The sequence below is a fragment of the Streptomyces sp. NPDC102274 genome (assembly GCF_044766385.1).
Classification (GTDB): Bacteria; Actinomycetota; Actinomycetes; order Streptomycetales; family Streptomycetaceae; genus Streptomyces.
Map to the genome: position 1 here is coordinate 186,097 of NZ_JBIWLW010000001.1, position 13,885 is coordinate 199,981.

11 protein-coding genes and 1 pseudogene are annotated in these 13,885 nt (G+C 71.2%); 5 read left to right on the forward strand and 7 right to left on the reverse strand.

Going from position 1 to position 13,885, the window contains the following annotated elements:
* Positions 1-176 precede the first annotated feature (176 nt).
* Positions 177-1,181: an SPFH domain-containing protein gene (locus tag ACIRQP_RS00850; protein WP_403881322.1), complete on the reverse strand. Its 1,005-nt coding sequence runs from the start codon at positions 1,179-1,181 to the stop codon at positions 177-179.
* A gap of 343 nt (positions 1,182-1,524) precedes the next feature.
* Between ACIRQP_RS00850 and ACIRQP_RS00855 the strand changes: the two genes are divergently transcribed.
* Positions 1,525-1,866 carry a hypothetical protein gene (locus ACIRQP_RS00855; protein WP_403881325.1) on the forward strand — a complete coding sequence of 114 codons (342 nt, stop codon included), beginning with the start codon at positions 1,525-1,527 and terminating at the stop codon, positions 1,864-1,866.
* A gap of 75 nt (positions 1,867-1,941) precedes the next feature.
* Here ACIRQP_RS00855 and ACIRQP_RS00860 read toward each other — a convergent pair whose 3' ends face one another.
* On the reverse strand, positions 1,942-2,403 hold the full coding sequence (locus tag ACIRQP_RS00860) for a DoxX family protein (protein ID WP_403881329.1): 462 nt from the start codon (positions 2,401-2,403) through the stop codon (positions 1,942-1,944).
* Between the two features lie 179 nt (positions 2,404-2,582).
* On the opposite strand from ACIRQP_RS00860, the pseudogene ACIRQP_RS00865 reads away from it, so the two are divergent.
* Positions 2,583-2,828 (forward strand): annotated as a pseudogene (locus ACIRQP_RS00865) (DUF6343 family protein); the annotation flags it as partial.
* Positions 2,829-3,089: 261 nt separating this feature from the next.
* On the opposite strand, the gene ACIRQP_RS00870 reads toward ACIRQP_RS00865, so the two are convergent.
* From ACIRQP_RS00870 to ACIRQP_RS00880, 3 genes are all read right to left on the reverse strand, one after another.
* On the reverse strand, positions 3,090-3,467 hold the full coding sequence (locus ACIRQP_RS00870; RefSeq protein ID WP_403881332.1) for a tetratricopeptide repeat protein: 378 nt from the start codon (positions 3,465-3,467) through the stop codon (positions 3,090-3,092).
* 78 nt (positions 3,468-3,545) lie between these two features.
* The gene (gene coaE / locus ACIRQP_RS00875; protein ID WP_403881335.1) at positions 3,546-4,151 is read right to left on the reverse strand and encodes a dephospho-CoA kinase; all 606 of its coding nucleotides are present in this window, start codon (positions 4,149-4,151) and stop codon (positions 3,546-3,548) included.
* A 136-nt stretch (positions 4,152-4,287) separates the two neighbouring features.
* Positions 4,288-5,232, reverse strand: coding sequence for a PAC2 family protein (locus ACIRQP_RS00880; RefSeq protein ID WP_030353625.1), 945 nt, complete (start codon positions 5,230-5,232; stop codon positions 4,288-4,290).
* A gap of 324 nt (positions 5,233-5,556) precedes the next feature.
* On the opposite strand from ACIRQP_RS00880, the gene ACIRQP_RS00885 reads away from it, so the two are divergent.
* Positions 5,557-6,537 (forward strand): sheath polysaccharide-degrading enzyme, encoded by a 981-nt coding sequence (locus ACIRQP_RS00885; protein WP_403881338.1) that lies wholly within the window; start codon positions 5,557-5,559, stop codon positions 6,535-6,537.
* A 125-nt stretch (positions 6,538-6,662) separates the two neighbouring features.
* Here ACIRQP_RS00885 and rpsA read toward each other — a convergent pair whose 3' ends face one another.
* Positions 6,663-8,171 carry a 30S ribosomal protein S1 gene (rpsA, locus tag ACIRQP_RS00890; protein WP_351396244.1) on the reverse strand — a complete coding sequence of 503 codons (1,509 nt, stop codon included), beginning with the start codon at positions 8,169-8,171 and terminating at the stop codon, positions 6,663-6,665.
* A gap of 418 nt (positions 8,172-8,589) precedes the next feature.
* Here rpsA and ACIRQP_RS00895 point away from each other — a divergent pair, with 418 nt between their 5' ends.
* The gene (locus tag ACIRQP_RS00895; protein WP_403882088.1) at positions 8,590-9,417 is read left to right on the forward strand and encodes a class I SAM-dependent methyltransferase; all 828 of its coding nucleotides are present in this window, start codon (positions 8,590-8,592) and stop codon (positions 9,415-9,417) included.
* Positions 9,418-9,505: 88 nt separating this feature from the next.
* Positions 9,506-12,100, forward strand: coding sequence for an ATP-dependent helicase HrpB (hrpB, locus tag ACIRQP_RS00900; protein WP_403881342.1), 2,595 nt, complete (start codon positions 9,506-9,508; stop codon positions 12,098-12,100).
* A gap of 81 nt (positions 12,101-12,181) precedes the next feature.
* On the opposite strand, the gene ACIRQP_RS00905 is transcribed toward hrpB, so the two are convergent.
* The gene (locus ACIRQP_RS00905) at positions 12,182-13,867 is read right to left on the reverse strand and encodes a lytic murein transglycosylase (protein WP_403881346.1); all 1,686 of its coding nucleotides are present in this window, start codon (positions 13,865-13,867) and stop codon (positions 12,182-12,184) included.
* Between the last annotated feature and the right edge of the window lie 18 nt (positions 13,868-13,885).

Here is a 13,885-nt window from a genome sequence, read left to right on the forward strand (position 1 = left end):
TCTCGGCATCACGTTTCCGCAGCTCAGCGGGTGGTCCGAGGGCGGGCAGCGCAACGGACGACCCCGCGGTGCGCGACCGTGCCACCGTGGGATCGTCCGGGTTTCCGATCCTGGACGGACCTTGCGGAGGAGATCTTGAGTAACGCGTACTGGGGAACGGGCGGCGAGGAACGGGCTCAGACCGGCTGCGCGTCCTGCCGCTTCGGTGGCGTCTCGTCCAGGGGCGCCGCCGACGTGGGTACGGACGGCACCTTGGGCCGCGCGGCGAGGTCGGGTGCGGCGAGATCCGGTGCGCCTGCTTCGGGTGCGCCGGCTTCGGTGGCGGCCGTCTCCGGTTCGATGGCGGGAGCGGGAGCAGGGGAGCCGTCGGGCTGGTCGGCAGAGGGCGACGGGGCCGCCTGCACGGCCTGTACCGCCTCGGCCGGTGTGGCGCGTTCGAGGAAGCGGAGCAGTTCGACGGGGAAGGGCAGGACAAGTGTCGAGTTCTTCTCCGCGGCGACCGCCACCACCGTCTGCAACAGCCGCAGCTGAAGCGCGGCCGGCTGGCCGGACATCTGCTTGGCCGCCTCGGCGAGCTTCTTCGACGCCTGCAGCTCCGCGTCCGCGTTGATCACTCGGGCACGGCGCTCCCGGTCGGCCTCCGCCTGGCGCGCCATCGACCGCTTCATGGTCTCCGGCAGCGACACGTCCTTGATCTCGACGCGGTCGATCTGCACGCCCCAGCCGATCGCCGGGCTGTCGATCATCAACTCCAGGCCCTGATTGAGCTTCTCCCGGTTGGACAGCAGATCGTCCAGATCGCTCTTGCCGATGATCGACCGCAGGGACGTCTGCGCCATCTGCGAAACCGCGAACCGGTAGTCCTCGACCCTGACCAGCGCGTCCGCCGCGTCGACCACCTTGAAATAGATCACGGCGTCCACGCGCACGGTCACGTTGTCCCGCGTGATGCCGTCCTGGGCCGGCACGGGCATCGTCACGATCTGCAGATTGACTTTGTGCAGCTTGTCCACGAACGGAAGGATCGTCGTGAATCCGGGTCCTCGGACTCCTTCCTGGAGCCTGCCGAGGCGGAAGACCACGCCCCGTTCGTACTGCCTGACGACTCGTGCGGCCGCCATCGCGTACAGCCCGCACGCGCATACCGCCGCTATGACAGCGATGACCAGTTCCTCGACCATCTTGGGCCCCCTGACGACGCCGGACCGAGGTGCTAATAACCACGGTATGCCTTGTATGACCGGCGGTCGAGAAGCGTGCGGCGGGAAATTACCGGGCCGTAGACGCGGGCTCGCCCAGGGCGTGTCTACAAAGTCCCGCCTGCTCGCCCCTCGGGCGGACTGCGCTACTTTGAAGACACACCTAGCCCGGCCGGCCGCGTATCTGGTGCCGCCGTCCCGGGGATCCGGCAGTGTGACCAGCAGGCTCACCCGCGCCGCCGGCCACAGCGCCCTCCACACCGGAAACAACACCGGCCACCCATACCCCCGCGGTCGAGTACCCCGCACAGACGAGGACCCGCTCATGTCCGTGACCCATCACCGGCGCCTCGGCATCGCTGCCGGGGCCGCGTTCCTGACCGTCACCGTCGCCGGCTGCTCCGGCCTCGGCCGGACCGCGGTGGGGACCGTTACGTACGACACCCCGCGCGGCCGGCACATCCAGATCTCCGACCCCGTGGTCAGGGGCTGCCACCGCCTCGCGCCCGGCGGTGCCGTGGCGGTCACGAACCTCACCCTGGTCGACTTCGTGATGTACGGGACGCCCGACTGCACGGGCAAGGGCACGACGTACCTCGCCACCACGCTGTCCGATGGGATCGCCCCCGGCGAAGGGCCGTGGCGCAGCTACACCATCGTGCACTGACCCCGGCGCGGACCCCGGGGCGCCGACGACCCCCGGCACCGACCCCGGCGTCCCGCAGCGCTGCGGGACGCAGCCCTACCCGCGTCCGCCGATCCGTGCGGCCAGCCCCGCCGTGTGGCCGCGCCGGACCCACGCGATCGCGGCCAGCGGCACGATCAGCACCACGGGCGTGAGAGCGTTCTGCCCCTCGAACACGGTCAGCTGGGTGATCAGGGCCCCGATCATCAGACCGATCAGGGCCAGCGCCGACACCCCGGACAGGATCGGTATCACCAGCGCTACCGCACCGGCCAGCTCCAGCGCCCCCGTCATATACATGAACCAGTCGCCGAAGCCGATCACGTCGAAGGACTCCTTGGCGGACGAGTGACCGATGAGCTTGGGCGCGGCGCTCGCGATCCCGAAGAACAGCGCCAGCACGATCTGGAGCACGCGGGCCGTGAGATGCGCCCGGCGCGACGGACGGGCGCCCTCCGGGACAGCGTCCGCGGCAGCGGCGGTGTGGACGACGGGCGTGGTGGTGGACGCGTCGGACATGGTTTCGTTCTCCTCCGTTGGGCGCGGGTCGCGCTTCACGGAGATAGACGGGCCGGTCTCCCGGAACTCATCGGCCACTGATGAGTTCCGTTGAGCTCTGTGCCCCTTCGACACATAGAGGGTCAAAAGCCGCGAACACGGGTAGGGGGTTTTAGGGGCGTTCGGGAGGTGGAGAAGTCATGCGCACCGGAAATGAGCCGGTCACCGCGCGCAGTGCGCTGCGAACGCGGTTCTGGCTGAGCGTATGGGGTCTGATCTGGACCGCGTTCGGTACGACGGCGTTCGCGATCGCAGGGCGCTTCGGGTGGGCACTCGCCTGCGGTGTGCTGCTGCTGATCGTCGTCACGGATCTGGTCCTGGTCCTGCGGCACCTCCGGCAGGGATCGCGCTATCAGCCGGGCAGGGACGTCCCGCCGTACGAGCCGGGGCGCCATGGCTCGGATCCGGATCGCGAGCGGAGTCTCGACCATGATCTCGGCAGTCGCGTCCGCGAATGGATGCGCGAGCCGGACCCGGCGCAGCGCGGTGGCCGGACCCGCCATCGCAGCATGCACGGACACCGCCCATGACCGGCTCCGTACGCCTGGCCGCTCCGTACGGTTGACCGGCTCCGTACACCGTTGACCGGCGCCGTACGTCAGTCGCCACGGTCAGCCGCCGTACGTCAGTCGCGTCAGCCGCCGCTGTCAGTTACCGGCGTGCGGGTCCGCGTCGAACTGGGCCGCCTTCACATACTCCGGCTTGGGATCCAGCGCCGCCGCCAGCCTGAAGTGGCGTTTCGCCTGCTCGGGCCGGCCTGCGCGCTCATAGGTCCGGGCCAGCGCGAAATGGGCGAACGCGTTGTCCGGCTCCCGCTCCAGCACCAGCTCGAATTCGAGTTCGGCGGGCCGCAGTTGGGCGGCGGCGAAGAACGCACGGGCGCGCAGCAGCCGGGCCGCGGTGTTCTCCGGATGCGCCGCGATCACCGAGTCGAGCAGCTTCACGGCCCCGCGCGGATCCCGAGCGGCCAAGAGTTGCTCCGCCGCGCGGTAGTCGATGACGTGGGTTTCCGGACTCTCGGGCACGGTCGCATCCTTCCCTAGCTGCGCGCGTTCAACGCCGCGTATGACAACGCTATTCCTCATATCCGCCGACGCCGGCCGTCAGCTCTCGGTCGCAGCGCGCTCCCTCAGCGTCTGCCATACCCGTCTGACCTGCGGTTCCAGCTGCTCCAGCGGACCATCGTTGTCGATCACGACATCCGCCGTGGCGCGGCGCTGCTCGCGGGTGGCCTGGGCCTCCATCCGCTTGCGGGCCTCGGATTCGGCCATTCCCCGCAGCCGTACGAGCCGGTCGAGCTGGGTCTCGGGCGAGGCGTCCACGACGACGACCAGGTCGTACAGCGGCGTCATGCCGTTCTCGACGAGCAGCGGCACATCGTGCACCACGATCGAGTCCGGTCCCGCCGCCGTCTCCAGCTCGGCCGAGCGTGCGCGGACCAGCGGGTGCACGATCGCGTTCAGTGCGCGCAGCCGGTCCGGATCGCCGAAGACGATCCCGCCCAGTTTCGGCCGGTCGAGACCGCCGTCCGGAGTCAGTACGTCCGGTCCGAATTCGGCCACCACCGCCGCAAGACCGGGTGTCCCCGGCTCAACCACTTCGCGCGCGATCCGGTCGGAGTCGATCAGCACCGCTCCGAAACTGGTCAGCAGACGCGAGACCTCGCTCTTACCCGAACCGATTCCGCCCGTGAGTCCCAACCTCAGCATGCGGTCAGCCTAGACGGGCCGGGGCTGGGCGGGACGGGCGCATCAACAGCGAGCGGCCGTACGGCTCCCGAGGGAGTCCGTACGGCCGCCGCGCCGCTGTCTCGGACCGGCCGAACACCCGGCCGGGGCCGCCGGGTTACGCGCCGCCCTCGCCCTCCCGCTCCGCGAGGAACTTCTCGAACTCGCGGCCGATCTCATCGGCGGACGGCAGCTCCGCGGGCTCGGCGACCAGATTGCCGCGGGTCTCCGCTCCCGCGATCGCGTCGTACTGGTGCTCAAGCCCCTGCACCATCGTGACCAGCTCTTCGTCCCCCTCGCCCAGTTGCCGCTCGATCTCGGTCTGGGTGCGCTGCGCCTCCGTACGGAGCGAGTGCGCGACGCTCGGCAGCACCAGGCCGGTCGCGGCCGTGATCGCCTCCAGGGCGGTCAGCGCCGCGTCGGGGTACGAGGACCTGGCGACATAGTGCGGTACGTGGGCGGCGACCCCCAGTACGTCGTGGTCCGCCTGCATCAGCCGGTACTCGACCAGCGACTCGGCGCTGCCCGGTACCTGTGCCTCGTCGAAGGGGCTGCGGTGGCCCGGCATGAGGTCGGTGCGGTTGCCGTGCGGGGTCACACCCACGGGGCGCGTATGCGGAACGCCCATCGGGATGCCATGGAAGTTGACCGAGAGACGCACCCCGAGGCGCTCCACGATCTGCCGTACGGCCGTCGCGAAGCGCTCCCACTCCACATCCGGCTCGGGGCCGGACAGCAGCAGGAACGGCGCGCCGGTGGCGTCCTGTACGAGCCGTACGTCGAGTGTCGGTGTCTCGTAGTCGGCCCAGCGGTCGCGCCGGAAGGTCAGCAGCGGGCGCCGTGCGCGGTAGTCGACCAGCCTGTCGTGGTCGAATCGGGCCACCACCTGGTGGGGCAGCGACTCCAGCAGGTTCTCGACGATCTGGTCGCCGGTCTCACCCGCGTCGATATAGCCGTCGAAGTGGTACAGCATGACCAAGCCCGCCGACTCCTGCGCCAGTGCCATGTCGACGACGGCGAGGCCCTTGGGCTCCCATTCGTACAAACCCTGCGGATCAAGCACGATTACCGCTCCTCCTCGTGTTCGTAACGAAGAACGCCCCACAGGGCGCGGGCATTCCCCGCGACCCGTGGCCCTAACCCCGTGAGCGAGACCGAACGGTGCGGGGCGTCGGGCGAGGAGGAGAAGTACCGGCAGACGCTCGCTCCCGGCCGTCCACCCCGTGTCGCCCTCGTCCTCGCCCCACCGCCGAGGCTTGGTCCAGACCTTGACATGCCCCTGCCCCGTCCCTACCGTCACGGGGCAGCAGCCAGTTCATGGACACAACCATCGTCCACATAAGAGAACAGAGTCGTCACCACTCGGCCCTCAACGGGAAGGCCCCCCATGCGCATCCGCACGCTGCTTCCTGCTCTGCTGACCCCTCTGCTCGCCACCGGCGCGCTGTCCCTCCTCGTCGCCCCGACCGCCGGGGCCGCCCCCACCGGTGCCGCCGCGATCATCCAGGTCTCGACCGCCGCCCAGCTCACGTCGGCCCTCACCGCGGCGCGTCCCGGCGATACGATCCAGCTCGCCGACGGCACGTACAAGGGGAACTTCAAGGCGACGACGCCCGGTACATCCGGCTCCCGCATCACCCTCACCGGTTCGTCCGCCGCGATCCTCACCACGGGCGGCGGGGGCTACGGCCTGCACCTCAACGGCGCCGCGTACTGGACCGTCAGGGGCCTCACCCTCACCGACGCCCAGAAGGGCATCGTCACGGACGGTGCAAACGGGGTCGTCATCGACTCCGTGACCGTGCACAACCTGGACATGGAGGGCGTGCACTTCCGCCAGTCGAGCAGCGACGGCGTCCTGAAGAACTCACGGATCTACGACACCGGCAACGACGGCCGCGGCATGGGCGAGGGCGTGTACGTCGGCAGCGCCAACACGCTGTCCGACCGCAGCGACAACGCGCAGATCCTCAACAACACCATCGGCCCGGACGTCGGCGGCGAGAACATCGACATCAAGGAAGGCACCACCGGCGCGCGCGTCATCGGCAACACCTTCGACGGCGGCGGCCTCACCGGCGCCAACTACGACGACTCCTGGGTCGACGTCAAGGGCAACAACGTCCTCGTCGAGGGCAACACCGGCAAGAACACCACCAACAACGGCTACGAGACCCACACCCAGCAGAGCGGCTGGGGCTGCGGCACGGTGTTCCGTTCCAACACCTCGGATCTGCGCGGCTCCACGGGCGCCAACCAGTTCGCCGTCAATGTCACCAACAACAGTTCGAGCTGCCGTACCACCGTCTACGGCAGCAACACCGTGACCGGAGGCAAGGGGCTGACGAACATCACCGTCACCCCCTGATCCGCCGGCCCGCCACGCGATCCGCGAGGAATCCACGCACGCGCACAGCCCACGCACGCGTAAGGCCCGCTCCCCCGGGGGGAACGGGCCTTACGTTCAGCCTACCTACGAAGGGGACCGGAGCGTCAGCTCTGGCCACCCGCCAGCTTCTCGCGCAGAGCGGCCAGCGCCTCGTCCGACGCCAGGGCGCCGGAGTTGTCCGCGGACTCCGAGGAGTACGAGCCACCACCCGCGGCGGCCGGAGCGCTGCCCCCGCCGGCGGGCGCGGCAGCACCCTCGGCAGCGGCGGCCTCGTCGGCCTCGCGGGACTTGATGACCTGGGCCTGGTGCTGCTCGAAGCGCTGCTGCGCCTCGGCGTACTGGCCCTCCCACGCCTCGCGCTGGGTCTCGAAGCCTTCGAGCCAGTCGTTGGTCTCGGGGTCGAAGCCCTCGGGGTAGATGTAGTTGCCCTGGTCGTCGTAGGACGCGGCCATGCCGTAGAGCGTCGGGTCGAACTCGACCGAGGCCGGGTCGCTGCCGAAGGACTCGTTGGCCTGCTTCAGCGAGAGGCTGATGCGGCGGCGCTCCAGGTCGATGTCGATGACCTTGACGAAGATCTCGTCGTTGACCTGGACGACCTGCTCCGGGATCTCCACGTGGCGCTCGGCCAGCTCGGAGATGTGCACCAGACCCTCGATGCCCTCGTCGACACGGACGAACGCGCCGAACGGAACGAGCTTGGTGACCTTGCCCGGGACGACCTGACCGATCTGGTGCGTCCTGGCGAACTGCTGCCACGGGTCTTCCTGCGTCGCCTTGAGCGACAGGGAGACACGCTCGCGGTCCATGTCCACGTCGAGAACCTCGACGGTGACTTCCTGGCCGACCTCGACAACCTCGGAGGGGTGGTCGATGTGCTTCCAGGACAGCTCGGAGACGTGCACGAGACCGTCGACGCCGCCGAGGTCCACGAACGCACCGAAGTTGACGATCGAGGAAACGACGCCGGAGCGGACCTGGCCCTTCTGCAGGGTCGTGAGGAAGGTCTGGCGGACCTCGCTCTGAGTCTGCTCCAGCCAGGCACGGCGGGACAGGACCACGTTGTTGCGGTTCTTGTCCAGCTCGATGATCTTGGCTTCGAGCTCCTTGCCCACGTAGGGCTGGAGGTCACGGACGCGGCGCATCTCGACGAGGGAGGCAGGCAGGAAGCCACGGAGGCCGATGTCGAGGATGAGACCACCCTTGACAACCTCGATGACGGTGCCGGTGACGATGCCGTCCTCTTCCTTGATCTTCTCGATCGTGCCCCACGCGCGCTCGTACTGCGCACGCTTCTTGGACAGGATGAGACGGCCTTCCTTGTCCTCCTTCTGGAGAACCAGGGCCTCGATCTCATCGCCCACGGCGACGACCTCGTTGGGGTCGACGTCGTGCTTGATCGAAAGCTCGCGGGAGGGGATGACGCCTTCGGTCTTGTAACCGATGTCGAGCAGGACCTCGTCCCGGTCGACCTTCACGATGACGCCGTCGACGATGTCGCCGTCGTTGAAGTACTTGATCGTCTCGTCGATCGCGGCGAGGAAGGCTTCCTCGTTACCGATGTCGTTGACCGCAACCTGCGGGGTGGTGGCGGTGGTCTCGGTGCTGCTCGTCATGTGGGAAAGGGCTCCGGTGCGGACAGTGAGTCGTAGGTACTGCTACGCCGAGAGCCTGTATCGCCTCTGCAGAAGTCGGACAGCCAAGGAAGCGCCGGCCCCGGACAGTAGGGAAAGCGCCTCGACAACCGAGGGAACTTGCATACAGATGCGAGCGCGGCTGCTACGTCTGAGGCGCGCAAGCCCGCAGCGCAACCTTTAGCATACGGGGGCAGCCGGGCACGGTCAATGCGCGAACGCCCCCACCGGGGGCGGAACCTCACATACCCGGCACAACCAGCGTTCCATGAGGCCAGAACGGCCCTATGACGACTCATCGCACACTACGACGACGGACACGATGATCCAAGAGCACGAACCCCAAACCGCTCGCGAAACCGCTCGCGAGACCGTTCTCGAGGCCGCGCCCGCCGAGCCCATGGGCGCGACCGAGGCGGAGCCCGAGGAGCCCGAGGCGACACGCCGCGAAAGCGGTGCCGCGGAGAGCAGCCGGGCCAACCGCGGCTGGTGGGACCGGAACGCGGACGACTACCAGATCGAGCACGGCACCTTCCTCGGCGACGACCGTTTCGTCTGGTGCCCGGAGGGGCTCGACGAGGTGGAGGCCGGCCTGCTGGGCCCCCAGGAGTCCCTGCGGGGGCTGGACATCCTGGAGATCGGGGCGGGCGCGGCGCAGTGCTCGCGCTGGCTGGCGGCGCAGGGCGCGCGCCCGGTGGCGCTGGATCTCTCCCACCGCCAGCTCCAGCACGCGCTGCGGATCGGCGAGGGCCGTTCGCTGAGCTTCCCGCTGGTGGAGGCGGACGCGGGCGCGCTGCCCTTCCGGGACGGCTCCTTCGACCTGGCCTGTTCCGCCTATGGCGCGATCCCCTTCGTCGCCGATCAGGTGGGGGTGTTCCGCGAAGTACGGCGGGTACTGCGGCCGGGCGGCCGCTGGGTCTTCTCCGTCACGCACCCGGTCCGCTGGGCGTTCCCCGACGAGCCGGGGCCCGAGGGGCTGACGGTCGCGGCCTCGTACTTCGACCGCACGCCTTATGTGGAGCAGGACGAGGAGGGCCGCGCGGTCTACGTGGAGCACCACCGGACGGTCGGTGACCGGGTGCGGGACGTGGTCGCGGCCGGATTCCGGCTGATCGATCTGGTCGAGCCGGAGTGGCCGGCCTGGAACACCCAGGAGTGGGGCGGCTGGTCCCCGCTGCGGGGGAACCTGATCCCCGGCACGGCGATCTTCGTCTGCGTACGGGACTGATCGGCGTACGGGACCGACTCCGCGTACGGGACCGAGCGGTGGCCGTACGGGGTCGTCCGCGCGTACGCCCCCGTACGACACTGTGCGGGTGATCCGCGACGACATCCTCGGCAGTCTGCCCGTACACACCGCCGTCCCCGCCCTGGAACGGGCCCTCGACGCGCACGGGTGCGCGGTGCTGTGCGCGCCGCCGGGGACCGGCAAGACGACGCTGGTGCCGCTGGTGCTGGCCGGGCTGCTCGGGGACGGCTCCGTGGCGCGAGCGGTACGGCGGGTGATCGTCGCCGAGCCGCGCCGGATCGCCGCGCGCGCGGCGGCCCGCCGGATGGCCTGGCTGCTCGGGGAGCGGGTCGGGGAGCGCGTCGGTTTCACGGTGCGCGGGGAGCGTGCGGTGGGGCGCGCGACGGTGGTGGAGGTGGTGACCACCGGCGTGCTCCTCCAGCGGCTCCAGCGCGACCAGGAGCTGGCCGGGGTCGATGTGGTGATCCTCGACGAGTGCCATGAACGGCATCTGGACGCGGACACGGTGGCGGCGTTCCTGCTGGACGTACGGGCCGCGCTGCGTCCGGAGCTGCGGCTCGTCGCGGCGTCGGCGACGACCGACGCGGCCGGGTGGGCGCGGCTGCTGGGGGACGCGCCGGTGGTGGAGGCGCGGGGCGTGTCGTATCCGGTGGAGGTGGTCTGGGCGCCGCCGGTCAAGCCCGTACGGCCGCCGCACGGGATGCGGGTCGATCCGGCGCTGCTCACGCATGTGGCGTCGGTGGTGCGGCGGGCGCTGGCGGAACGGGACGGCGATGTGCTCTGCTTCCTGCCCGGGGTGGGGGAGATCGGCCGGGTGGCGGGGCTGCTGGGGGATGCCGGGGCCGAGGTCCTCCAGGTGCACGGGCGGGCGCCGGCGGCCGTGCAGGACGCGGTCCTGGCGGGATCGGCGGCATCGGCGGGATCGGCGGGATCCCCGGGCGGCCGTCGCGTCGTACTGGCCACGGCGGTGGCCGAGTCGAGCCTGACGGTGCCCGGCGTACGGATCGTCGTGGACGCGGGGCTGGCGCGCGAGCCGCGTACCGATCACGCGCGGGGGCTGAGCGCGCTGACGACCGTACGGGTGTCGCAGGCGGGCGCGCGGCAGCGGGCGGGACGGGCCGGACGTGAGGCGCCCGGCGTGGTGTACCGCTGCTGGACGGAGGCCGAGGACAGCCGGCTGGCCCGCTTCCCCTCCCCCGAGATCAGGGTCGCGGATCTGGCGGCGTTCGCGCTCCAGGCCGCGTGCTGGGGCGACCCGTCCGCGGCGGGGCTGGCGCTGCTGGACCCGCCGCCCGCCGGAGCGCTGGCGGCGGCGCGTTCCGTGCTCGCCGCGATCGGCGCGGTGGAAGCGGTGGAAGCGACGGAGGGGGACGGGCGCGGGGACACGGGCGGGGACGGCGGCGGGGGCGGTCGGGTCACGGAGCGGGGCGTGCGGATGGCCAGGCTCGGGCTGCACCCCCGGCTGGCCCGCGCCCTGCTGGACGGCGCGCCCGAGGTGGGTACACGGCGGGCGGCCGAGGTGGTGGCCCTGCTGAGCGAGGAGCCGCCGCGCGCGTACGGGGACGATCTCGCGGCGGCGTGGCGTACGGCCCGCAGGGGCGAGGACGGCTACGGGGCGCGCTGGCGCCAGGAGGTACGGCGGCTGGAGCGGGCGCCGGAACTGACCGCGTCCCGCGGAAGCCGGGGTTCAGGGTCCGACGACGCCACTGCCGGGCTGATCGCCGCGCTCGCCTTTCCCGAGCGCGTGGCGCGGGCCCGCGGTGAGGGCGCCTGTCTCATGGTGTCGGGCACCGGCGGCGAGCTGGGCGAGGGCTCCCGGCTGCGCGGCGCGCCCTGGCTGGCGGTGGCGGTCGCGGACCGTCCCGCCACGGCCGCTTCGGCGCGGGTGCGGCTCGCCGCGGTCATCGACGAGGACACCGCGCGGGCCGCGGCCGGCCGGCTGCTGGTGGCGGGCGAGGAGGTGCGCTGGGAGGGCGGCGATGTCGTCGCCCGGGAGGTGGAGCGGCTCGGCGCGGTCGAGCTGTCCGTACGTCCCCTGCGGGCACCGGACGGCCGGCTGGTGCGTGCGGCGCTGCTGGACGGGCTGCGCCGCGAGGGGCTCGGGCTGCTGCGCTGGACCCGCGACGCGCAGCAGCTGCGCGACCGACTGGACTTCCTGCACCGGGAGTTGGGCGGCGGCTGGCCCGATGTGTCGGACACCGCTCTGCTGGCACGCGCGGACGAGTGGCTGGAGCCGGAGCTCTCCAGGGCCCGGCGCCGGTCGGATCTCGGCCGGCTGGACGCGGGCCGGGCGTTGCGCGGGCTGCTGCCCTGGACGACGGGCGAGGCGGCGCGGCTGGACGAGCTGGCGCCGGAGCGCATCGAGGTGCCGAGCGGGTCCCGGGTCCGGGTGGAGTACGGCGGGCCGCAGCCCGTACTGGCCGTGAAGCTCCAGGAGTTGTTCGGTCTGCGCGAGACCCCGGAGGTCGCGGGGGTGCCGGTGCTGGTGCATCTGCTGTCCCCGGCGGGCCGGCCGGCGGCGGTGACGGCGGATCTGGCGTCCTTCTGGCGCGAGGGCTATCGCGCCGTACGGGCGGAGCTGCGGGGCCGCTACCCGCGCCATCCGTGGCCGGAGGATCCCTCGACGGCGGTGCCTACGCGCCGTCTGAACCAGAGGCGCTGAGCACGGACGCGCCGCCGCCCTCCGGCGGATCGCGCGGAGGGCGGCGGCGTTCGGTGCCTCTGGGGCATCGGGACCTACGGGCTATTCCGCCGGCGGAGCGGTGACCTTCAGCTCGACGGTCAGGGTGGCGCCGCCCTCGGTCTCGATACGGAGCAGGAACGTGCCTGTTGTGTCGTCCGCGTAGATCTTCGGGAGCTGGAGGGCGCCGTCGGCGTCGGTCTTCAGGTCCTTCAGCTCGCGGAGCGGATTGCCCTCCGCGTCCTTGAAGTAGGGCCCGTCGGTGCGCGGGGCGGAGCCGTCCGCGGACGTGATCATGGTGGCGGTCGCCGCGACACCCGGTGCGGCCGCTCCCTTGTAGGTGGCCTTGGCCGAGACCTGGTCCGCGAACTCCGCGCCGGGCGCTGCCGTCAGCTCCTTGTCGCCGGTGCTGGTGAGTCCGTCCGCCTGACGGGCCGTGACCGACGCGCTGTACTCGACGCCCGCGACACCCTCCACGTCCGCGGTGGCCCGGATCGTGAACTCGCCGGTCTGCTCGCCCGCCTGGACGGACGGCGCGGTCGCCGTGCCGTCCTCGCCGGTGATGAGGGTCGGCGTGGACGTGCCCGACGTGAAGCGGGCGTCGGTGTCGCCGACGATCTCAAAGCGCACCGGGACGTTCGCGACGGGCTCACCCGCCGCGTCCACGGCCCGTACCGAGGTCCGCTCCGTGAACCGGCTGCCCGCCATGGCCGTGAGCGTGCCCGTACCGGTCTTCTCGATCCGCTTGACGACGGGCTTCGGGTCGGGCGTGCCGGGGGCGCTCGGCGGGGGTGAGGTCGGGCCTCCGCCACCCGGCGTGGACGGACCTTCCGGGGCGCCGGGATCGGGGGTGGACGGATCGGGGCTGGGCTTGGACGGCTTCGGCGGCTTGTGGCTCGGCGTCGGGGCGGGTGAGGGCCCCGGGTAGACGGGGCCGGTGCCGACGGGCAGCACGCCCGTGCCGTCCGGGACCTCGTGCGTGCCCTTGTTGTAGTACTCGAACCAGGTCAGGACGGTGTTCAGATACTCCTGCGAGTGGTTGTAGCTGAGGATCGCCTCACGGAGATCGGCGTCGACGGACAGATCGCGGTTCGCGTGGCAGAGGTACTCGCCCGCCGCGAGCGCCGCGTCGTAGATGTTGTTGGGGTCCTTGCGGCCGTCGCCGTTGGCGTCCTGGCCCCAGGTCGCCCAGGTGGACGGGATGAACTGCATCGGGCCGACCGCGCGGTCATGCGTGGAGTCGCCGTCGTACTCGCCGTTGTCGGTGTCGGAGATATTCGCGAAGCCGACGCCGTTGAGCACCGGACCGAGGATCGGCGACAGCGTGGTGCCATTGGCGTCCACCCGGCCGCCGCGCGCCTGGCCGGACTCCACCTTCCCGATGGCGGCGAGCAGTTGCCACGGCAGGTTGCAGCCGGGCTTGGTCTCCGCGAGGGCCTGTGCCGCCTGCCTGTACGCGGCCACCACCGAGGCCGGTATGCCCGCTTCCGCGGGGCCGGTGGCCGGCAGGTCGATCGAGGTGTCCGGCTTGTCGGGCGTGGTGAGCGGCGGAAGCTCGGTGTAGTACGGCGAGTTGCCGGTGGCCGACGATTCGGCGGGCGGGTTGGCGTCGGCGGCCGCCTGGGCGCCGCCCGCGCCGGGGGGGATGGCGCCCGGTGCCTGAGAAGCGGAGAGGGCCGCGATCGCGGCGGCGGCCACCGCGGTGGTGGTCGCTCCTCTGCGCAGGCGCCTGCCGAATAGCGCGGACATATGTCTGGCCCCTCCCGG